The 21,656-nt window shown below is 43.8% G+C and carries 18 protein-coding genes; 3 read left to right on the plus strand and 15 right to left on the minus strand.

Going from position 1 to position 21,656, the window contains the following annotated elements; genetic code table 11:
- Positions 1 to 41: 41 nt before the first annotated feature.
- Genes MHB50_RS12970 through thrB form a run of 3 tightly spaced genes read left to right on the plus strand, consistent with a single transcriptional unit; the run spans position 42 to position 3,315 of the window.
- Positions 42 to 1,343 carry a homoserine dehydrogenase gene (locus MHB50_RS12970; protein ID WP_077109850.1) on the plus strand — a complete coding sequence of 434 codons (1,302 nt, stop codon included), beginning with the start codon at positions 42 to 44 and terminating at the stop codon, positions 1,341 to 1,343.
- Positions 1,340 to 2,401 (plus strand): threonine synthase, encoded by a 1,062-nt coding sequence (gene thrC / locus MHB50_RS12975; RefSeq protein ID WP_077109849.1) that lies wholly within the window; start codon positions 1,340 to 1,342, stop codon positions 2,399 to 2,401. Before MHB50_RS12970 ends, thrC begins: the two co-directional genes overlap by 4 nt.
- A complete protein-coding gene (gene thrB / locus MHB50_RS12980; RefSeq protein ID WP_077109848.1) occupies positions 2,398 to 3,315 on the plus strand; it encodes a homoserine kinase in 918 nt (305 codons plus the stop codon). The genes thrC and thrB overlap by 4 nt, the downstream gene beginning before the upstream one ends.
- Positions 3,316 to 3,507: 192 nt before the next feature.
- Here the strand turns inward: thrB and MHB50_RS12985 are convergent, their stop codons facing one another.
- From MHB50_RS12985 to MHB50_RS13055, 15 genes are all read right to left on the minus strand, one after another.
- A complete protein-coding gene (locus MHB50_RS12985) occupies positions 3,508 to 3,975 on the minus strand; it encodes a FixH family protein (RefSeq protein WP_236016918.1) in 468 nt (155 codons plus the stop codon).
- A gap of 99 nt (positions 3,976 to 4,074) precedes the next feature.
- The gene (locus tag MHB50_RS12990; RefSeq protein WP_339164047.1) at positions 4,075 to 5,457 is read right to left on the minus strand and encodes a HAMP domain-containing sensor histidine kinase; all 1,383 of its coding nucleotides are present in this window, start codon (positions 5,455 to 5,457) and stop codon (positions 4,075 to 4,077) included.
- Complete coding sequence (locus MHB50_RS12995) at positions 5,454 to 6,131, minus strand: response regulator transcription factor (protein ID WP_077109845.1); 678 nt, start codon at positions 6,129 to 6,131, stop codon at positions 5,454 to 5,456. The genes MHB50_RS12990 and MHB50_RS12995 overlap by 4 nt, the downstream gene beginning before the upstream one ends.
- Positions 6,131 to 7,099, minus strand: a complete 969-nt coding sequence (locus MHB50_RS13000) for a WD40 repeat domain-containing protein (protein ID WP_339164049.1) — start codon at positions 7,097 to 7,099, stop codon at positions 6,131 to 6,133. Before MHB50_RS13000 ends, MHB50_RS12995 begins: the two co-directional genes overlap by 1 nt.
- Positions 7,100 to 7,359: 260 nt before the next feature.
- Positions 7,360 to 8,811 carry an alanine/glycine:cation symporter family protein gene (locus MHB50_RS13005; protein ID WP_077109844.1) on the minus strand — a complete coding sequence of 484 codons (1,452 nt, stop codon included), beginning with the start codon at positions 8,809 to 8,811 and terminating at the stop codon, positions 7,360 to 7,362.
- 284 nt (positions 8,812 to 9,095) lie between these two features.
- Positions 9,096 to 11,279 carry a malate synthase G gene (locus tag MHB50_RS13010; RefSeq protein WP_077109843.1) on the minus strand — a complete coding sequence of 728 codons (2,184 nt, stop codon included), beginning with the start codon at positions 11,277 to 11,279 and terminating at the stop codon, positions 9,096 to 9,098.
- A gap of 76 nt (positions 11,280 to 11,355) precedes the next feature.
- The gene (locus MHB50_RS13015; protein ID WP_077109842.1) at positions 11,356 to 12,528 is read right to left on the minus strand and encodes an alanine--glyoxylate aminotransferase family protein; all 1,173 of its coding nucleotides are present in this window, start codon (positions 12,526 to 12,528) and stop codon (positions 11,356 to 11,358) included.
- A gap of 616 nt (positions 12,529 to 13,144) precedes the next feature.
- Complete coding sequence (locus tag MHB50_RS13020) at positions 13,145 to 14,542, minus strand: NCS1 family transporter (RefSeq protein WP_077109841.1); 1,398 nt, start codon at positions 14,540 to 14,542, stop codon at positions 13,145 to 13,147.
- Positions 14,543 to 14,644: 102 nt separating this feature from the next.
- On the minus strand, positions 14,645 to 15,076 hold the full coding sequence (locus tag MHB50_RS13025) for a purine/pyrimidine permease (protein ID WP_339164052.1): 432 nt from the start codon (positions 15,074 to 15,076) through the stop codon (positions 14,645 to 14,647).
- The gene (locus MHB50_RS13030; protein WP_339164054.1) at positions 15,019 to 15,945 is read right to left on the minus strand and encodes a purine/pyrimidine permease; all 927 of its coding nucleotides are present in this window, start codon (positions 15,943 to 15,945) and stop codon (positions 15,019 to 15,021) included. Before MHB50_RS13030 ends, MHB50_RS13025 begins: the two co-directional genes overlap by 58 nt.
- 51 nt (positions 15,946 to 15,996) lie before the next feature.
- Entirely contained in the window at positions 15,997 to 16,380 is a 384-nt protein-coding gene (locus MHB50_RS13035; RefSeq protein WP_205177860.1) for a cupin domain-containing protein, read from the minus strand.
- A gap of 18 nt (positions 16,381 to 16,398) precedes the next feature.
- Positions 16,399 to 17,190: a (S)-ureidoglycine aminohydrolase gene (allE, locus tag MHB50_RS13040; RefSeq protein WP_077109839.1), complete on the minus strand. Its 792-nt coding sequence runs from the start codon at positions 17,188 to 17,190 to the stop codon at positions 16,399 to 16,401.
- A gap of 34 nt (positions 17,191 to 17,224) precedes the next feature.
- Entirely contained in the window at positions 17,225 to 18,484 is a 1,260-nt protein-coding gene (gene allC / locus MHB50_RS13045; protein WP_077109838.1) for an allantoate deiminase, read from the minus strand.
- Between the two features lie 298 nt (positions 18,485 to 18,782).
- Complete coding sequence (gene allB / locus MHB50_RS13050) at positions 18,783 to 20,168, minus strand: allantoinase AllB (RefSeq protein WP_205177867.1); 1,386 nt, start codon at positions 20,166 to 20,168, stop codon at positions 18,783 to 18,785.
- A gap of 182 nt (positions 20,169 to 20,350) precedes the next feature.
- Positions 20,351 to 21,583 carry an alanine--glyoxylate aminotransferase family protein gene (locus MHB50_RS13055; RefSeq protein ID WP_339165473.1) on the minus strand — a complete coding sequence of 411 codons (1,233 nt, stop codon included), beginning with the start codon at positions 21,581 to 21,583 and terminating at the stop codon, positions 20,351 to 20,353.
- Positions 21,584 to 21,656 lie beyond the last annotated feature (73 nt).

Raw genomic sequence — 21,656 nt, forward strand, 5'->3', positions numbered from 1 at the left:
AACAAATGTATTTTACAGACATACAGAAAGGTGAGGAAGAAATGAAAAGCTATGTATCTATCGGACTATTGGGTTTGGGAACGGTTGGCTCCGGAGTTGTCCAGCTCATTCAAAATCACCAAGAGGAGTTGCAACATCAAGTAGGATGCGAAGTGAGAGTCAAAAGCATTCTCGTCAGAAACACTGATAAGGAACGTGATATTCAAATCGGCCAAACATTCCTCACCTCTAATCCGGATGATATACTGCAAGACCCCGATATTGATCTTGTCGTGGAAGTAATCGGTGGTATCGAAGAGGCACGGGAACACATGATAAAAGCGATCCAGTCGGGGAAACATGTTGTTACCGCCAATAAGGATTTAATTGCCCTTCATGGTCCGGAATTGCTTGAAGCGGCTGCTCAAAATCAGGTGGATTTGTTTTATGAAGCGAGTGTCGGTGGCGGAATTCCGATTTTAAGAGGATTATCGGAAGGTCTTGTATCAGACCGGTTGAAAAAAGTGATGGGTATTGTCAATGGTACGACGAATTATATATTGACAAAAATGGATGAAGAAGGCCAGTCCTATGAAGCGGCTCTGAAAAAAGCGCAAGAACTCGGGTTTGCAGAAGCAGATCCAACAGCAGATGTGGAAGGGTTGGACGCGGCAAGGAAAATGGCCATTTTAGCCAGGCTGGCGTTCTCAACCAATGTATCGCTCGATGATGTGGAAGTGGAAGGCATAAGCAATCTTTCGCTGCAAGACTTGCATTACGGGCAAAAACTGGGATATACGATGAAGCTCATCGGTATAGCCCAATTGGATGACCAAAAAGTGGAAGTCAGTGTACAGCCTACTTTCCTTGCGACTAGTCATCCGCTTGCCTCTGTTAAAAATGAATATAATGCCATTTATGTTAAGGGAGAAGCCGTTGGAGAAACAATGTTCTACGGTCCTGGTGCAGGAAGCTTGCCTACGGCAACCGCGGTGATGGCGGATGTCGTAGCGGTGATCAGAAACATGCGGCTTGGCGTAAATGGAAAAACCGTTGTAGCGCCTAGGTTTAAAAGTGTGTTAAAATCACCTCAGGAGCGGTATGGACAGTTTTATTTCCGTCTCCACTTAGCAGATGAAGTCGGGGCATTTTCCAAAATCACAGGCTTATTCAACGAATTAGGCATTAGCTTTGAGAAAATTTTGCAAACCCCGCTCAATAAAGGAGAATTGGCAGAAATTATTATTGTTACCCATACCGTATCATTGGAAAACTTCCAAGAAGCACTGATGAAATTAAGGGATCTCCCCGTTGTAAAAGACGTCATCAGTTATTATCGAGTAGAGGGGAATGGAGCAAAATGAATTGGCCGGGCCTGATTAAACAATATCAATCCTACTTGCCTGTTACAGATCAAACACCAGCGCTTACGCTTCAAGAAGGGAATACACCTTTGGTGCATCTGGCCCATTTATCTGAGCAATTGGGAATCGAATTATATGCGAAAATGGAAGGTGCCAATCCGACTGGATCTTTTAAAGACCGCGGAATGGTGATGGCCGTCGCCAAAGCAGTGGAAGCTGGCAGCGAGTCCGTCATTTGTGCATCTACGGGGAATACGTCCGCTGCCGCTGCGGCTTATGCGGCAAAAGCCGGGATCAGGGCGATCATCGTCATCCCAAATGGAAAAGTGGCACTCGGTAAGCTTGCCCAAGCAATGATGTACGGTGCCGAAATTGTTGAAATTGAAGGCAATTTCGACGAAGCATTGCAAATTGTCCGCACTGTAAGTGATACAGCGCCGGTTACACTTGTCAACTCTGTCAATCCATACCGGATTGAAGGGCAAAAAACAGCGGCATTTGAAATTTGTGATCAACTTGGAGCCGCTCCAGATATTTTGGCCATCCCGGTGGGGAATGCCGGTAATATAAGCGCCTATTGGAAAGGATTTAAAGAGTACAACGACGCAAAACAAACAGGACTTCCAAAAATGTTCGGCTTTGAAGCGGAAGGTGCGGCGGCCATTGTAAAAGGAGAGCCGATCGCCCAGCCGGAAACGGTGGCAACGGCCATCCGCATTGGAAATCCGGCAAGTTGGAATCTTGCTGTCGCCGCTCGTGATGAGTCTGAAGGTAAAATTGAATCCGTTTCTGACCAAGAAATTTTAGAGGCATTCCAGCTACTTCCGAAATCGGAAGGTCTGTTTGCCGAACCGGGTTCATGCGCCTCGATTGCCGGAGTAATCCAACAAGTGAAAAATGGCCAAATTGAAAAAGGAAGCAAGGTAGTGGCCGTATTAACCGGAAACGGATTAAAAGATCCGCAAACGGCTGTTTCTCAAATCAAATATGATCCCGTAGTCTTGCCAAATGATGAAGAAGTCATTATTGACTATATTAAAGGCGTGGTTAAGGCATGAACTGTTTGACCATTACGGTTCCCGCCAGCTCAGCCAATATCGGACCCGGGTTTGATTCCGCCGGTATGGCTTTGAACCGCTATTTAACATTACATGTTACACCGAATGAAGAGTGGATATTTGAACACCGCTCTTTGCATCTTCCGCAGGCCCCTCCTGCGGAAGATCATTTTATTTTTAACATTGCCAAACAGATGGCGGAACAATTCAACGCCAACCTTCCTCCGTGCAACATTATGGTGGAAAGCGACATTCCTTTGGCACGCGGCATGGGAAGCAGCGCATCTGCGGTAGTGGCAGGCATCGAACTGGCCAACCAGGTTTGCCAACTTGAATTAAGCGCGTCAGAAAAGTTGCGGTGGGCCACCAAGTTTGAGGGGCATCCCGACAATGTGGCGCCTGCATTGCTGGGTGGGCTCGTCATTACAGCAATGCTTTCTGAAGACCGTATCGAATTTTTTCAAACTACAAATATTGATTTGGATCTCGTACTTTATATCCCGGATTTTGAATTAAAAACGGAAGCAGCAAGAAAAGTGCTCCCAGAACAGTTTTCCAGAAATAACGCGACTGCCGCAAGTAGTATTGGGAACATGATGGTAGCCGCTCTCGTCGCCGGGGATTATCAGCTGGCAGGACGCATGATGGAAGCAGACTTATTTCATGAGCCATACCGTGCTTCCCTCATTCCCAACTACGCTGAAATCCGCCGCGAAGCAAAAAACCTCGGAGCATACGGAACAGTCATCAGCGGTGCCGGACCAACCTTAATCTCCTTTGCTCCCAAAGGCGGCGGACAAACCATTGTGGATCATTTACAAACAATGTTTTCCGACCACTCCGTTCAATTGGTAAAATTGGATAACGAGGGACTTCGTGTCAATCATCAAAGTGAAAATGCGATTTGCCAATAAACCGCTGGATAGGCAAATTTGTATTTTGAAACGAACATGCGAAAACCCGGGCGCCAGTTAACAACGTCCGGGTTTTTTACAATATAACAGCACATAGGTGTAAAGCGCATCGAAGTCAACCTATTTTTTTTATTGAAAAAGCGCACACCTGCTTTTCTCTATAAGCAGGCGGTTCCTTTTCTCTTACGAAGCTTAATGGTGCATGCCATTATCAGTGGACTCGGCTTGTTCATCTTGTCCGCCTTTACCCTGAGTCCCCTCACCAATGGTGATCGACTTTTTCGGCATATTGTGCATGCCGCGTGCGGTCACGTGGACTTGAACAGTAAATGCTCCTTCGCGATCAAACGCTTTTTCCATCTCATAAGTGCCGTCTTCATTGTTTTTCGCTTCAATCTTTTCTCCCTCTTCTTTTTTTCCTTCTTCCCAAATTTCAAACTCCACCTCATCGGCGTCTTTCACTTTTTCATCGCCTTGTGTCACCAAGGCTGTAAAAACGACTTTTTCATTTACATCGGCAGTATCAGGACCTTCAAGCTCTACCTCAAGTACCTCGGGAACCTTATCGCTAACTCCGTTGTTTTGATCTTGGGTACTTCCACATGCTCCCAATAAACCAATGGCGAAAGCCAAAATTAAAAACGAACGTATCCTGTTCAATTTATTTACCCCCAACACTATGATTCTTGTCATCAACTCAGTGTAACATGATTATGTGTGAAAGATGTGAAATCCGCGTTACCAATTAACGAAACAACGTTACATAAGCGGCAGCTTGATCGAGACGGAAGTGCCCTTGCCAACTTGGCTCGAAATTGTCATCGTTCCTCCATGCAGCTTCGCCAGCCTGTCTACAATCGCGAGCCCAAGCCCTGTACCGCCTTGCTTGCGTGTCCTTGCTTTATCAACCCGGTAAAAGCGTTCCGTTATTTGGGCCAAATCCGCTTCGGGAATTCCCTGCCCGGTATCCGCGATCGTAATAACTCCAAAGCGTTCGTCCTCCAAAGTAAGGGAAACGAATATGCTCCCTCCCGGATTTGTATAGTTAATCGCATTATCCAATATATTCATCAACATTTGAATAAGCCGTTCCTCATCTGCTTCCGCAATTAATTCGTAATCAAAACAGCTTTCCAAATGGATCCCTTTTTCATCCATTCGGTGTTTTACCTTGTTGATGGATTCCTCAATCGTTTGTGCAAGCGGAATCGGCGCCATCTTTAACGAAAATTCCCTGGATTCAAACCTGGCAAGATCAAGTAAATCATCAACAAGCCGTTCCATCCGGTTCGCTTCCCGCAAAATAATGTGCTCATATTTTTCTTTGTCTTCCGTTTTGGCGACACCCGTTTGGATGGCTTCCATATAACCAATAATGTAGCTGAGCGGTGTTCGAAGTTCATGCGAGACATTGGCCAAAAATTCCTTTCTCCGATCATCTTCCTTTTGGACAGATTCCGCCATTTCATTGAACGTTTTGGCAAGCTGTCCAATCTCGTCATCATGATAATCGGCTACCCTTACAGACAAATTTCCCGATGAAAGCTCGCGAGCGGCATTTTTCATGTCGGTGATCGGTTTAAGTGTTCGCTTCAGCCACTTATTCCCGATCGTAAGCGCAACGAGTAAAAAAAGAAATGCCCCGGCAAGCCAATACACAGAATACCGAAAAATCATTTCACTTAAATTTTCGAGCGGATAGTATAAATAGATAATGCCCTCCAGCCTTTTGCCGTCAAGCAGCGGGACAACAACCGAAATGACATCCCGATCCAGCCGCTCCACATGCCCTTTTCGATAAACGGGAGCGCCTGTTAACAGCTTTTCCCGGTCCTCTCCGCTAATCAAAGCGTGATAATCTATTTCAAAAGGCAAACACATGCTCAATTCCCTGGGATTTTTCACAGCAAACACTTCAAACTGCGATTTTTCCCCGAACGCGTTAATGTCCTCTATCAAGGAGTTTTCCACAGCTCCCCCTTCATATGAAAGAGCCAGCCGCTTTCCGGTTTCAAGCATATCCTTTTCCAATTTTTTGACGTACAAACTTTCATATAGCATATACGAAAAAAAAGAAGCGTACACAATTGAGACAAGAAAAGCGACTAATAAGGCCAAAGACAATTTTCGAGACAGCCTCATTTTGGCACCTCAAATTTATATCCGCAGCCCCAAACAGTTTGAATATATCTCCCCGCGCTTTCTCCAACTTTCATCCGCAAGGTTTTAATATGGGTATCCACCGTCCTTGGCCCTCCCTGGTAAGACATATCCCACACCTGATCCAGCAGGGCCTCTCTGGAAAACACTTTTCCCGGCTCGCTCATCATGACTTTCAACAGTTCGAATTCCTTAAATGTCAGCTCCGTTTCGATACCGAATATCTCAAGCCTTCTCCTTTCCAAGTCCATGAAATAGCTCCCTATCTCAATCGTCGCCTTCGTATTTCGCTTATAAGCGGATCTTCTTAAAACAGCTTCTATTCTGGCAACAAGTTCACCGGGAGAAAATGGCTTTACGATATAATCATCTCCGCCAAGCTTCAACCCCTTAACCTTGTCCCATTCCTCTCCTTTTGCTGATAAAAAAATAATCGGAATTTCGCTTTTTTCCCGGATTTCTTGACAGATATCAAAGCCATCCTTGCCGGGAAGCATAATATCGAGCAAAACAAGATCTATTTTTTCCTTCGTTAAAAAATGATAAAGCTCTTCGTGTCCCTTTGCTTCCGAAGTTTTATAACCGGAATTTTGCAAGTACATCGAGATTAAATGCCTCATATCCTCTTCATCATCGACAATTAAAACATGTACCATTATTCCACCTTCTCGCGTGTAAAAATTCCGAATGGACCTTTGCCCACCTTGGTTTTCCCTTCAATTTCCAATGTCTCCGGATCAATCCAATACACTTCATTACTGTCAAACCCGGCTACAATCATTTTTCCCGAAAAAGAACTGACGGCAAAAGGATTCGCCCCTACTTCGACTTGCGCTTTCAGCTTTTTGTCAAAATCAAAACGATACAACATGTTCGTTCCGTGGCTTAGGGCATACAAACCGTAATTATTTTCATAAAAATCAACAGGCATCAGCGGCGCGGGAATCTGTTCCTTCAATGCTTGTGTTTTTAATGAATAGACTGCGATGAAGGACTGGGGCTTCGTCCCTTCTCCATGTCCCCCTATCCATAATTCGCTTTCTTTGCTGCGCAACAGCATGCCGGTGCTTGATGCCGGAATCGAAAGCTCGCTTTCAATTGAATAATCGTCTAAATTGATAAAAGCCAACGCTTTTCCTTTGAAAGAAGCAACATATATATACTGCCCGTCTGTTTCCATTTCAAGCGGATATGGCTTCGTCTTCACACTTTTGATTTCTTCTCCGTTTTTATTGAAAAATCGGACTGCATTGCTTTCCTTATCGGCAAAAGCAAATCCTGAATTGTTTTTAAGATAGACACCGTTGACAATGCCCTTCCCGGTCTTGAACGACCGCTTTAGCTTTCCCGTTTTCAATGAATAAAAGTCGACTTCTTCAAGCTCTGGCCCGAATAACAACAATGTATCCCCATCAGGAAGCAGCCTTGCGCCTGTATAGGCTTTGTGCAGTTCCCAGTGGCCAAATACTTCTCCTTTTTTGTTCAAAAAATCAATGCTGAACTCCCCCAAGTTTAACGTAGCGGCAAACTCTTGGCCTTCCTTTACAGGTTGATAGCTTTTATCTTGGCAGCCCGCCAGCAAAATGATGAACAATATAAAAAGAAGATGGGTTTTTTTCTTCACTTTCTCACCTTCCGCCAAAACAATTTCATCTTATTTTAGCATAACGGATATTTGTGATATTTAAATGAAATTCACATGAAAATTTCGGCGCCGGCCACCCTATTTCCAAATTTCTGTTGAGATGCTTCAGTCTGAAGATTTTACGTCTGAATCGATACGGAGCTATTTTGAGGTGGACGATGTATAGTGATATGCGGGGTTCCCATAAGCATTGTCGAGGCAAAAAAATGGCCGGACCGCTCAAGCAGTCCGGCAGTCTTTTAACTGACATCCCTTTTTTTAAAATCGTCACTTTCCCAAAAGTCGGCGTTTTTAATGCCCACTTTCTGAGGATCAAATACAGGATCCAGCCCTTGTTTCCTCTGTTCCTCGTAGTCTTTTAAGGCGATCATCGCTGGTTTAAACAGGATCAAAATGGCAATCAAATTAAGCCAGCACATGATCCCAAGCCCGACATCCCCGAGATCCCAAGCAGCCTTTGCCGTTCTGACACTTCCATAAAAAACGCCAGCCAACAAGACGATTTTTACAATGAACATGGGAATCTTTCCGTCTTTTCCCCGCGTCAAATAAGCGACATTCGTCTCGGCGATATAATAGTAAGCCATGATAGTCGTAAATGCGAAGAAAAAAAGCGCGATGGCCACAAAAGCCGAGCCAAATCCGGGTAAAGCGGATTCCACTGCCGCCTGGGTGTAAACTGGGCCCGGTTCCACATCGCCGAGGCGGTTGACGATAAAAGATTTGTCGGGACGAACCGTATTATACATGCCTGTAACGATGATCATGAAAGCGGTCGCCGAACATACGATCAAGGTATCCACATAAACCGAAAACGCCTGAACAATTCCTTGCTTTGCGGGATGCGACACTTCAGCTGCCCCCGCAGCATGCGCGCCTGACCCTTGGCCGGCTTCGTTTGAATAAATTCCCCGTTTAACCCCCCAGGAAATCGCCATTCCGAGAATTCCCCCGAAGGCAGAATCAAGCCCGAAAGCACTTTTAAAGATTAAAGCAATAACTGCCGGCAATTCCGTGATGTTAAACGCCATAACGATCAAGGCAACAAGAACATAGCCGATAGCCATGAACGGGACAACGAATTCAGCCGTTTTCGCAATTCTTTTAATACCACCGAAAATAATAAAGCCCAATAATAATACGATGACAATACCGGTAATAACAGTACTGATTCCAAAAGCATTTTCAAGTCCAGTCGCAATCGAGTTGGACTGCACCCCTGGCATCAGAAGAGCCATCGCAATACTCGTAGCCACTGCAAAAATGACCGCGTACCACTTTTTCCCCATCCCTTTTTCTATATAGTAGGCAGGACCGCCGCGGTATTGTCCGTCTTGCTTTACTTTATATATTTGGGCTAATGTCGATTCTACATACGCGGTGCTAGCACCCAAAAATGCAATCGCCCACATCCAAAAGACCGCGCCCGGACCCCCAAAGGCAATCGCTGTCGCTGTTCCTGCGATATTACCAGTTCCGACCCGTCCCGAAACCGCAACTGACAACGCTTGGAACGATGAAATTCCTGCACTTGAACTTTTTCCAGAGAATAATTGCTTAAGCATTTCCTTAATAAGACGAAGCTGCATAAAACGAGTCATGATCGAAAACAAGATGCCAATACCAAGCGACAAATAAATAAGGGGGGAACTCCATATTACGCCCGACAGCCATTCAATAAACGTTACCATCCGCATTCCTCCTAGCCATTATTATATTAATATATTTGTAAGCGCTTGCAAATAGAATTATATACCGCTTAAAAAAATAATACTACATCATAAATTCTTAACTATAAGAATGTTCAAATGGATAAAAAATCCCCCTTAACCTATACCTCGTCTAACACGGTATCCGGCTAAGGGGAGTTTATATAAAGAGGTTATTAGATTTTTGCGGCTTAAACATTTTCAAAATACGAGCAACTGTGTTTCACACCACATCATTTTCGAAGACTTCACTTAACCTGGTTCCCTTATGTGTGCTGAATAGATGTCTTTTCCTTGAATTCTAAACGGCGACGATGCAAAATGGGCTCGGTATAACCATTTGGCTGATCTCGTCCTTTAAATACAAGGTCACACGCAGCCTGAAATGCCACGGAACGATCAAAATCGCCTGACATCGGTCTATATGCCGGATCTCCCGCATTTTGCTGATCCACAACTTTTGCCATCCGTTTCATCGTTGTCATAACTTGCTCCTTCGTGCAAATGCCATGGCGGAGCCAATTGGCGATATGCTGGCTTGAAATTCGCAGGGTAGCCCGGTCTTCCATTAAACCGACATCGTGAATATCAGGCACCTTTGAACAGCCGACACCCTGTTCCACCCAGCGGACAACATATCCCAGTATCCCTTGAGCGTTATTATCAAGCTCTTTTTGAATTTCTTCTTTGCTGAAGTGGGGATTTTTTTCAAGCGGAATATCCAGCATGTCATTTTGCAAGTCTTTGATTGAACGGGATAGCTGTTGTTGTACATCCCAAACATTCACCTTGTGATAATGTAAGACATGCAATGTCGCAGCTGTCGGAGACGGTACCCAAGCTGTGCTGGCCCCCGCCTCGACATGGCCCATTTTTTGTTCGATCATGTCTTTCATTTTATCCGGCATTGCCCACATGCCTTTCCCTATCTGCGCCCGGCCGGGCAGCCCGGCCGCAAGGCCCGTGTACACATTGGATTGTTCATATGCACTGAGCCAATTGGCTTTTTTCATTTCATTTTTTCTTATTACGGGTCCAGCCTCCATAGAAGTATGGATTTCATCTCCTGTCCGATCAAGGAAACCCGTATTGATAAAGGCTATTCTTTCTTTTGCTTCGTAAATGCAATTTTTCAAATTTAACGACGTCCGCCGTTCCTCATCCATAATGCCCATTTTCAAAGTGTGCCGGGCAAGGCCGAGCAGATCTTCTACCCGATTAAACAGTTCATTGGCGAAAGCTACTTCTTCCGAACCATGCATTTTAGGTTTGACAATATATACAGAGCCTTTTTTAGAATTTTTCTTTGCGGTGTTGCCAAGCAGATCATGCTTAGCAATTAAACTGGTGACAACCGCATCCAAAATCCCTTCGGGAATCTCTTCCCCATTATGATCCAAAACCGCAGGCGTTGTCATTAAATGACCTACATTGCGGACGAGCTGCAGCGAGCGGCCGGGAAGCTGAAACGCTTCTCCATCCGGTGACATGTATTTCCGATCCTCATTCAGTACTCGATGAACGATTTTTCCATTTTTCTTAAATACAGCTGTTAATGTTCCTTTCATCAAACCAAGCCAGTTTCGGTACACATCGACTTTGTCTTCCGCGTCCACTGCTGTGACGGAATCTTCGCAATCCATGATCGTTGATAAAGCAGATTCTAGCAATATATCTTTTATCCCTGCCGGATCTGTTTTACCGACAGGATGTTGGGGGTCAAATTGAATTTCAACATGCAAACCATTGTTTTTCAACAGAACGGCAGTCGGATTTTCAACACTTCCACGGTAGCCAGCCAACTTTTTTTGATTGAGCAAACACACTCTATTTCCGTTATTTAATTGAACAGCAAGCTTTCTCCCGTCAATATAATAATTGACCGCTTCTTTATGAGATGCTCCGTGAAGGGGCGCGATTTGGTCCAGAAATTTTTTTCCGTACTGAATGACCTTTTGTCCGCGAACCGGGTTATATTCACTCATTCGGCGTGCTCCATTTTCCTCATCAATGGCATCTGTTCCGTACAGGGCATCATACAAACTTCCCCATCTGGCATTTGCCGCGTTAATAGCGTACCTGGCATTATTGACCGGAACAACCAATTGTGGTCCCGCCATATTTGCCATTTCTTGATCCACATTTTTGGTTGTGACTTTACAATGGTCTACAGGAGGCTCCAAGTACCCAATATCTTTTAAAAAAGATTTATACTCTGTCAAGTCAAAGTGATCTGTATGTTTGTGATGCCATTCATTTATTTTTCGTTGCAACATGTCACGCTTTTTTAAAAGTTTCCTGTTTTTGGGAGCAAGATCTTGAATAAGTCTGCTCAACCCCCTCCAAAACACCCCGCTCTCAACCCCGCTCCCGGGCAAGGCCTCTCTTTCAATAAATTTGTACAAAGCGGGAGCCACTTGAATTTCATTTACATTCAGATAGCTTTCCATCTCTTTCTCCTCCATTTCCGACGGCCAAATATATCATAAATTGATTTTTGCTTGCTTGATCATCACCCTGTTTTATTTACACCGGAACTTTGGAGAACTCCTCCTGAAATCTCGCTATCGCCCCATCAACATTTGCAGAATAACCCATTTCATTCAGCGTTTCACCAATGAAACGAACCGCCTTTTCAAGCATTTCTTTCGTTGTGTTGCCCATATGGCCAATGCGGAAGGCTTTGCCAGCCAAGTGAGCTAGCGCTCCTGCCACAATGAGCCCCTTCCCGGCTAATTGTTTACGGAAAGCAGCGTCATTGACTCCCTCTGGATAAAGAATGCAAGATAATGTCGGGGCCGCAACTTTTTCTTCTGCCAATGGTGTCATACCGTACGCTTTCAACGCTGCCCTGACGGCTCTTCCAAATTTTTCATGCCGTTCATATCTATTTTCCAAGCCCTCCTCCAACACGAGCCTCATCCCAAGTTCATACGCATAGACCAAATTGATGGCAGGCGTTGCAAAATATTTTTGCGGATCGTGCATAACAGGTAGCCAATTGTAAATATCGCAATAATAAGCAGGCACTTTTCCGAGTTTTTCACGGGCGGCCAATGCTGTTTGATTAAAGGCTACCACCGCTATGCCTGGTGGCACTCCAATAGCCTTTTGCGAACCTGTTAATACGACATCTATTTTATAAGCCGGGTTGCCCCCATACGCTTTTCCCATATTCTCTTCCATTGCGGCAGTAGCACAAACACCATCCAAAATGACAAGCGCATCATATTTTTTAATGACAGGAATGAGCGAATCCAAATCCGCTTTTACCCCTGTTGAAGTATCTGCATGCGTAATCGTAACTGCCTTGAAACCGCCTTTTTTCAACTTTTTTTCCACTTCGGCCGGTGAAACTTGTTTGCCCCATTCCGATTGGACTGTTTCAACCTCAATCCCAAATGCTGCTCCCAATTTGCTAAATCGATCTCCGAAAAATCCTTGGCTGATGACCAAAAGCTTCTCCCCCGGCGCAACTGTATTCACCAACGCCATTTCCATTGCAAGTGTTCCAGAACCGGAAATGACAAATGTCTCACCATCTGTTTGCAGCATTTCTTTTGTCTTGGAAATGGCACTTGTATACAGTTCGGCAAATCGGGGATCTGTATGACTCCGGGTTTCTTGGGCCAACGCCTTATAAATAGGATCAATGACCGGTGTTGGGCCGGGTATTAACAACATTTCTTTGTTTGGCATCATGCATCCTCCTCCAATATAGTTGTATTTTTTAAAAATATTCGGTGAAATTTGTCTTAATATATACATTAAGCGCTTTCAACTTCTGAATCATTATTGAAAATAACTAAAAAGGTTGGCCGGTTTTATTCATTTCAGATAAAACGAATACCAAAATGCTATTCTCGTTAAAGTATAAAGCCGCAGTAGAACCAGGCCTTCAAAATTGTGGGCCATGCAGACGCGTTGCCACACAACCTCTAAGCCCCCGTATCAGAAAGGGAACAAGATCGAAAGTGTCCTGTTGGCAAGCTCATGCAGCGATATCTTCGGAAAAAACTTATCCTTTTCCTCCGTGCGCTAACGATCATGTAGCTTATACTATAATAGCTTATACTATAACAACGAAGCTTTCCTTTGTCTGTCGCTTCGCTAGCGCTCATACACCCTGTACGTCGCGAAGCCTTTTGATCGACATTCTTGAAAAAACGATTGTTTCAAGTCGGCAGGACAAAGCAGCGGCATAGGCTTTTACAGGCTGTTGGTCCTCCACTCATCATTCTCGTTTTGCCCCGATTTCTTGAAGTCACGAGGCATACAGCCGGTTCATACCGGATAAATCCCTCATAGGGCCGGTTCATTGATCAAATATGGTTCCTTTTCTAAACTCAGACTGCTTATATGCATATTTCATTAACAGAATATAGACAATACCGGAAGTGATCGCTCCAACGACCCATGCCAGCTCCACCATGATAAAAGCCGCTGCCGCCCCGATAATCAGCGCCATGATGGCGGCCGGATTAAATCCGGCAAATGGGCCGTCTTCTTTATACAAATCCGGTATATGTACTTGTTGCGTTCTCAAAATATAATATTCTATCAGCAATATCGAAACAATCGGACCTAAAAATGCGGAATAGATCAGAATAAACATCCCAAGGCCTTTTGCGGATGAATCTTGCACAAGCACCCACGGGAATGAGCATAATGCCAGCAAACCCGTTATGATAACAGCTGGCTTGTAATGTAATTTTGTCAGTAACGTAATGACATAAGTTGGCGGAATAATATTTGCCATCATATTTACGCCAATGGCGCCAATCACTATAAAGGCGGATACAACGAATGTGATATATGAATTGTCAACTACGATGGCAAAAGCTTTTACGGGATTGGAAATCCCAGTGACAGAAGCAAGCATTGCGCCAATTGAAAGCGTCAGAACGAATGCCAGCATAATAGGGAAAAAATACAAAAATACGCGCGCTTTGTTGCTGATGCCTGTTTTCAATTCTCGTGAATAATCCGCCGCACTTAAAAAGAGTGCCGAATAATAACCGATCAACATCATAATAAACCCAAAAAACGGCAATCCCCAAGATCCCTTTGCAGCAACCCATTTTTCAACAATCAAAGCAGAGTGGTTCGTCAGAAGGACAAACAAGACATAGCCAAGGCCCAATGAAATCATAATGGATACAGCTGTTTCCACCCACTTCACAGCTTTAAATCCATGTAAGGAAAGCCCTATTTGCAAGACTTGAAGCAAGACAAAGCAAGCAGGGACACTGTCAAAAGCGCCTCCGGTCATGATCTTGGCGATTTCATTTAATGCCGTGCCGCCAATCCAACTCTGAAACCCAAACCAAATGATACCGGGAACCCCCCGAAGGAGCGCTGAAACAACAGATCCTTTTAAGCCGAATGACATTCTAAGCTGTATGACATAAGGAATCCCTGTTTGATATCCGACCCGATCATTTAAGGCAAATATGACCGATACGATACAGACCGCTATGATTGCTGCCATAAATGTTTGATAAACATTTAATGTCGCGATTCCGGCAACAATCAAACTTGCTCCCAGCGTCATATTTCCCAAATTGATACCTTCTCCGGTCCACATAAACATATAAGAAATTGGACCGACTGTTCTTCCCTCTTCTGTTTTTGGGCGTAATGATTCGTTTGATCCATATGGGTGTCCAGTATTATTTTTTTGCGTAGTAACATTTTTTATTTGTATCGGCATAGAGGTCAAACTCCTTATTTTCATCGCGTACCAAAAAAATTTGCCCATCGAAATGGCGGATAATTCCGCCGGCCAATACTTATGGTGGCAAGAGCAACATTATTATCCGGCTTTCAATTTGGAAGTCACTTTATTCCAATTCACAAATTTCTCCAAAAATATCGATATAAGAACTCCCATCATAAACCCATTTGATATAAGCGGCCGCATAAAAGGCGGTACGCTGCCAAATTGTTCTGGAGGTATATTCATTACACATACACCTATGATGACTGGAACCGCCAAACGATAGATTGTATGAGAATTAAAGAGCATGCCCTTTAAACTATTTAATGAAGTTCCAAATAATTGGAGGTAAGCAACAAATAAAACGGCGTTCCCCACGGTCAGCGGCATGGTTCCCAAAAAGGCGGCCAAGGGCGGTATAATTCCCAGCAACATAAACATCAGCCCGCCAATAAAGAAAGGATTCTTTTTTAATAGCTTTGTACTTTCCAAAAATCCGATCGTGGATGTAAAAGGCGTATAGGGCACCAGGCCGAAAACAGCCGATATGGACGTAAAAATACAATAATAAAAATCGACTTCCTATATTGGTGATGTTGGATCTTTTCCTTGTATATTTCAGCAGCAGCCCTAATTGAAACAAATGTATTCGTTAAGTTCATCAGGACTCCGAAAAAAGAGACAATGATGATGCCCAACTCCAAGTTTGGAACTCCAAAAGGAAAGATGATAAACTTCGCGGCCGCAACCCCTTCTTCAGGTGCATGAGAGGGAAAAAGAATCCGGTACAATAACCAGCCTCCGGTCATGCCGATCAAGATGGAAAAGTTGGCTATTCTTTTGCCGCCTTTTATCATCAGAAAGATAACGAAAATGACAACTCCGATTGAAAAAAAGCTGACAGGAAGGTCAAATGTTCCACTTTCGGTCATTTTAAACATGCCTTTAAAAAAAACAAAAGTAAGGTGAAAGGTAAGCAAAAATGTGTAGACGCTCATCACCATGGGTGTAATGATTTTTTGGATGATAGAAATAAGGTCAAACGCCGCCATAAAAATCAGTACAATGCCCGCCAACAGAACACCTGTTGCAATTCCCCCTCCGACTGTGGAGAAATCCATTCCAAGAGCGGAGGCAGAAATCCCCAAATTTAGGATAAGTCCCCACATTAAGCCTGAGTGGCTATCTAAAATGGGATAACGGTGCCCTGCCCAGGCCTGCAATATACAGGCGGCTCCTGTGATGATAAAAGAGTAGCGAATGGTCATTTCAACGACTTCTGATGGAAGCTGAAATGCAGCACCGACCGATATAGGAACCACGACTGTATTTACAAAGATAAATAAGAGCCATTGGAATGAGGAAAATAAAGTTATGACAGCTTCTTGCTTTGTCATTCAGACATCACTACTTCCAAATGGAGTTTACAGTTATAAACAGACGGCTGTTTAATATCTCGTAATATCCATCGGCAATGAGCCGGCTGCAAATCCAACAAACATAAAACGGCCTTTTCCAGTGTTTCGCATTCCGTGGATTTCGTTTGGTCTTGCCAATAAGACCATTCCCTCTCTGATTGGGATTTCATTTTCCAAGTCTGGAAAGTAGATGCCCTCTCCTTCTATGCAGACCCACATATCATCGACATTTGAATGAGAGTGGATGTATACTTCCTGCCCTGGTTCTAGACACCAAATAGCTCCAACTGTTTTGTCCGTTTCATAAAAATAGTTTTTCTGTGGTTCATCCGGGTCAAATTTGGCAATTTTATCAATCTCAAAGACTCTTTCTTTTAAAATCTGGGCAACGCTTAATGTTGTCTTATTTTCCACCTTTAGCTCCCCCTTTTTTTAAAGATCTTCATCACGATTGCAATCCTTGGAGTAAACATAAGTTAAATTTTCCTCTCCTACCGCGTACGCTGCTTGCTGTACATAGGGCCCCATGAAAATGTAATCGTCTTTTTGAACCGGAACCCACTGATTGTCCAAATTGTACATCCCTTGGCCGCTCAACAGATAGGCGCCATGTTCTTGAACATGTGTTTCTATAAAAGGATGGCTTGCGGCCGGATCAAAAGATAAAATATGAAAATTCATGTCAAAATCCAAATCCGCAGGAAGCAAATCCTTAATATGGACATTATGCAAGCCGTCATATATTTCATAATCGATATGGTCGGCATGATTGGAATAAACCCACGGCTTCCTGCCTTCAAGAGGCCGATATTTTTTCTTGTAAAGAAACAACTTTGATTGACCGTTCCGTAGATTTTCCAAATACATTTTTACTCCTGGAGGACAGTATAAATAGCCACTTTCCTCTAAAATGAATTCCTGTTCCCCCGCAGCGGCTTTTATATTTCCATCAATTACGTAAACAAACGTTTCTATATTAGCTTGGCCGCCAAAACCTTCCATGTTTTTCCCGCCGTCTTGCATCGTTACTATATAATCAACAAAGCTCGCCCCAAGCTTTGGAGAAGCCAAAATGGAAATGATACAATTCTCAAATCCCGGGATGATGTTGTTCACCAAACCTTCAGGTGTAATCAGTGCGTATTTTCCCGGTTCAATAATGGATCTGCTTGATAATAACTCTTTAACGGTACTGCTCGTTAATAGATCTTTCGGATAGCTCATCTTTATAAACTCCTTTTTATTCTTTTATTGAATCCTAATATGCCAATTCGTATAAAATACCAATCAAAGTCTTAACTCCTTTGCCCAAATCCCGGTAATCCGTGTATTCTGCGGGATTGTGGCTAATCCCCTTTCGGCTTGGAACAAATATCATTGCCGTCGGGATCGTTTCGGCCATCATTTGAGCATCATGCCCCGCCCCGCTATGCATCAATTTGTAGCTGAATTTATTTAACTTGCAACCGTTTTCAATCAGTTCTACTAATTGGGGAGCCATCGGGACCGGATCGGTATCGAGCTGCATGTTAATGGATATTTCTACTTCATGTTCTTTGGAGATCCCTCTTATTTTCTCCTTGAATAAATCGGAATACTGAACGATTGCCTGTTTATCCGGGTGGCGAACATCCAATGAAAAAACCACTTTTCCAGGCACAACATTTACATTATTGGGAATAAATGTGATTTTTCCGACGGTAGCTACCAACGGATCTCCATATTGCTCAGCCAGTTTAATCATTTCATAGATCATATGGCTGCTTGCATAGGCCGCATCTTTCCGGTATTTCATCGGCGTTGTTCCGGCATGGTTTGCTTCGCCAGTAACCTCTATAGAGAACCTTCTTTGGCCAACGATGCTGTATACAATACCGATACTCTTCTGTTCTGCTTCAAGCACCTGTCCCTGTTCCACATGCACTTCGATAAATGCCTTTAAGTCCTGCCGTGGAGGTTTTGATTCATCCCTGAAAGTAAATCCCGACGCTTTCATTGCTTCTATAAAAGAAATACCATCTGCATCTTGAATACGTTCTACTTCCTTCCGTGATGCTTTTCCAATGACATTTTTTGACCCCCAAAAAGTATAGGGAAACCGGCTCCCTTCTTCTTCCGCAAATGAGATGACTTCGATATTCCTTTTTGGCTTGCCGAAATGGTCTTTGAGATATTTAATAGCAATCATGCCTGCCACAATGCCATATTGGCCATCATAGAGCCCGCCATTTGTCACGGTGTCAATATGTGATCCGGTCAGAATGGTTTCATCTGCGTTGGCGCCCTCTAAAATGCCGCTTAAGTTCCCAACTTCATCGAAACGTGCTACAAACCCCTCGCTCTCCATCCATTGCTTTAAGGCCCTTTGAGCTTCCACCCATTCTCTTGAATAAAGCAGGCGGGTGACGCCCCCTGCCGGATCCTTTCCAAATCTTCCGAGCCAAACGAGCCTGTCAATAGCCTCTTTTCCCAACTTTTCTATGTCATGGTTTGTGGCATTTTGTAATTGGGCCGCCATACTCTTATCCCCCCTTTGTTTGCGAGTCATTTCCCAGTTTATGTTTCATTTTAAATATTTTTCTTTTATTTATCATTAACACTAACAGCTAAAAAACGTTCAGCAAATTAGCCATTATCAATAAAGAAATCTATTTTCCATACAAAAAGTGGGGATGTCCGCAAAGTATAATTCAAACTTGAAAACTAAAAAACAAAACCCAAGAATGCTGTAAATCAACATTCTCGGGTTTTAAATTTTAATGCGTTTACTCTGATTGGACTTTTTTAGACATCTCCACTATGCCTGCATGATTTTTTTAATTTGCCATGTGGGGCGTTTTTTTATGTGTGATAAATTGGCCGATCGGCTCTCCTATAAATCCACGATTAACATCATAAACGAGATTCCCCCGAACGATTGTCTTTGTGATGCGGCAATTTATTTTTCGGCCGATATAAGGACTGTGCTTATGTTTATAAAACAGATCGTCTTTCTGAACGATATAGGACTGTCCTGAATCAATCAATATGAAATCAGCATCCTTCGCTATGGCAATGGTTCCTTTATTCGGTATATTGAATCGTTTGGCAGGATTGGCGGCAATCATACGGGCAAATCTGGCAGGCGGAACCCCACGCTTTAAAACGGCCTCGTCAAACAGTAAGTCCACACTATTTTGACACCCCGAGATTCCCCCCCACGCTTCAAACATATTATTTGCAGGGTTTTGTTTTAGGTCTGTTGGACAAGGTGAATGATCCGAGGCCACTATATCAATCTTTCCTTCTATCAACTTTTTCCAAAGTTTTTTCTGCTCCTCTTCATTCCGCAATGGCGGCGAACATTTTGCCGCCGGCCCGATAGCCGCAAACTGGGCGGCGGTGATCGTAAAATAGTGGGGGCAAGATTCAATCGTTACGTCCTGCCCGCCGTTGCGGGCTTTGACAATTTCTTCTACCGCCTCTGCCGAGCTGATGTGCACAAAATGAAGCATACAGCCTGTTTCCTTGGCAAAGTACAAGGCTCTTTTGACCGCATCCACTTCTGTAAAAACGGGACGCGACGCGGTATAATCTTCAGCCGAAGTTCTTCCCTGCTTTTCCATTTCCTCACCGAGGCGGTCTGTAATGACCGCATTTTCAGCATGGATCGCTAATACTTGCCCCAGTTCAGCCAGCTTTTTCATTCCTTCGTATAAAGTGTGATCATCGACATTTTTAAAATCCCCTGGCAGATCAGATCCACAAGTGGCCATAAAACATTTAAAGGCAACGGCTCCTTCTTCAACGAGTTCCTCTAGTTGATCCAAATTCCCCGGAACAAGGCCGCCATAAAAAGCATAGTCAATATAGTTTTTTCCTTTTGCCGCTTCCCTTTTTAATCGGAAAGAAGCCCGGTCCACCGTTGCTGGAAGGACATTTAGCGGCATATCTATATAACAAGTTGTACCGCCCGCAGCCAAGGCTTGCGTCCCTGTCACAAACCCTTCCCATTCGGTTCGCCCGGGTTCGTTCATATGTACATGGGCATCCACCATGCCCGGCAGCACATATTGCCCGCCAGCATGTATTTCCCCATCTGCAGGATCGGTTATGGATTCGGCCATTGCCGCTATTTTTCCATTTCTGACCCCGATATCAACTTTCTTAACTTGGTCTGAAAACACAACATTGCCGCCCTTAATGATCAAGTCATATTTCATGTTCTTCCTCCCGCTTGATATGTCATTTCGATGAAGCAGTTGATTATAATGATATTGTAACCGTTACCACAACTGACTTCATTATATCTTTTATCCAAACAGAAATTCGACGTTTAGACAAAACATACAAAAAAAGGATGCCTCCAACTTTGTCAGCACCCCTTTCCAGAAATCTCTTGATATTACTGAATGACAGCAGATTGATTTTCATATACATCGAGGGCGGCTTGCGCTGCCGCGCCTAAATGAACTTTTCCCCCTTGGCGATAAACAGATGCTTCTAATGCTGTCAATACCTTTAAAATATTTTCTTTTCGGCAACTGTATCCCATTGAGCCAATACGCCAAATTTTTCCAGCCAGCGATCCGAAAGAACTCGCAATTTCGACACCAAACTCATAAAGCATCATATGACGAACTTGATCGCCGTCCACCCCTTCGGGAATGTTCACACAAGTGACCACGGGCAATTTATAGAACGGATCTCCAAACAGTGTGAGCCCCATCGCTTTCAATCCTTCCGTCAGTGCCTTCTCATGTAATTTATGTCTGGCAAAGCGCGGTTGCAGCCCTTCTTCATGAATAATGCGCAGCCCTTCCCGCAATGCATAAAGCATGGATGTGGCTTCAGTATGGTGATTCAGCCGCTGGGGGGCCCAATATTCCTGTATCTGGCTTAAGTCCAAATAATTACTTTGAATTCTTCGGTGGTTGACCGATGAAATATCCAGACCCTGTTCAATTTTCTGCCGTTCTAATAATATTTTCTCCACTTTTTCATTATAAGTGATCGGAGCCATCCCCGTTGGAACCCCTAAACATTTCTGTGTTCCGGATATAACGGCGTCAACATTCCATTCATCCGTTTTAAAATCGGTCCCGCCCAAGGTTGCGACCGCGTCCACAATCAATAAAATTTGATTGTCGCGGCAAAACTTCCCTACTTCTTCTATCGGCTGCATGATGCCAGTGGACGTTTCTCCATGAACTAAGGCGACCACTTTTGGCTTCACTTTTTTTATCTGAGTAATCATATCTTCTTGCTCAAAGGCTGTCCCCCATTCGCATTCAATCGTAGAAACTTCCGCTCCACTTCGATAAGCTATTTCCGCCAGCAAATGGCCAAACCTGCCGTAAATCGGAACTAACACTTGATCACCCGGTTCAATTACGGAACAAAGAACAGCTTCGATCCCGGAGCGCGCTGTGCCATCAATCGGATAGGCCCAGTGATTCTTCGTTTGAAACAGCTTTCTTAATAAAGCCATCGTCTCGTCCATTATTTGGAGGAACTCCGGATCAAATTGTCCAATGACCGGAATGGACATCGCGCGCAAAACCCGCGGCTCCGCCTCCACGGGTCCCGGAGTCATTAACGTACGTATTGAAGGATTCAATTCTTTTAACATGTTTATCCTTCCTTTCTATCATAAGAGATAAAAATTTTAAACTTTTAGTTGAAATATGGTGATTTCCGTTTAAAATTGA

Origin of the sequence: Siminovitchia sp. FSL H7-0308, from assembly GCF_037980985.1 — a bacterium.
GTDB lineage: Bacteria > Bacillota > Bacilli > Bacillales > Bacillaceae_C > Siminovitchia > Siminovitchia thermophila.

Coding starts and splice junctions, on each gene's coding strand:
- allB (WP_205177867.1), bottom strand. CDS start 20,168: ATGAAATATGACTTGATCATTAAGGGCGGCAATGTTGTGTTTTCAGAC.
- MHB50_RS13005 (WP_077109844.1), bottom strand. CDS start 8,811: ATGGTAACGTTTATTGAATGGCTGTCGGGCGTAATATGGAGTTCCCCC.
- allC (WP_077109838.1), bottom strand. CDS start 18,484: ATGGCGGCCCAATTACAAAATGCCACAAACCATGACATAGAAAAGTTG.
- MHB50_RS13020 (WP_077109841.1), bottom strand. CDS start 14,542: ATGCCGATACAAATAAAAAATGTTACTACGCAAAAAAATAATACTGGA.
- MHB50_RS13010 (WP_077109843.1), bottom strand. CDS start 11,279: ATGGAAAGCTATCTGAATGTAAATGAAATTCAAGTGGCTCCCGCTTTG.
- thrC (WP_077109849.1), top strand. CDS start 1,340: ATGAATTGGCCGGGCCTGATTAAACAATATCAATCCTACTTGCCTGTT.
- MHB50_RS12990 (WP_339164047.1), bottom strand. CDS start 5,457: ATGAGGCTGTCTCGAAAATTGTCTTTGGCCTTATTAGTCGCTTTTCTT.
- MHB50_RS13015 (WP_077109842.1), bottom strand. CDS start 12,528: ATGCCAAACAAAGAAATGTTGTTAATACCCGGCCCAACACCGGTCATT.
- MHB50_RS12995 (WP_077109845.1), bottom strand. CDS start 6,131: ATGGTACATGTTTTAATTGTCGATGATGAAGAGGATATGAGGCATTTA.
- thrB (WP_077109848.1), top strand. CDS start 2,398: ATGAACTGTTTGACCATTACGGTTCCCGCCAGCTCAGCCAATATCGGA.
- MHB50_RS12970 (WP_077109850.1), top strand. CDS start 42: ATGAAAAGCTATGTATCTATCGGACTATTGGGTTTGGGAACGGTTGGC.
- allE (WP_077109839.1), bottom strand. CDS start 17,190: ATGAGCTATCCGAAAGATCTATTAACGAGCAGTACCGTTAAAGAGTTA.
- MHB50_RS13030 (WP_339164054.1), bottom strand. CDS start 15,945: ATGACAAAGCAAGAAGCTGTCATAACTTTATTTTCCTCATTCCAATGG.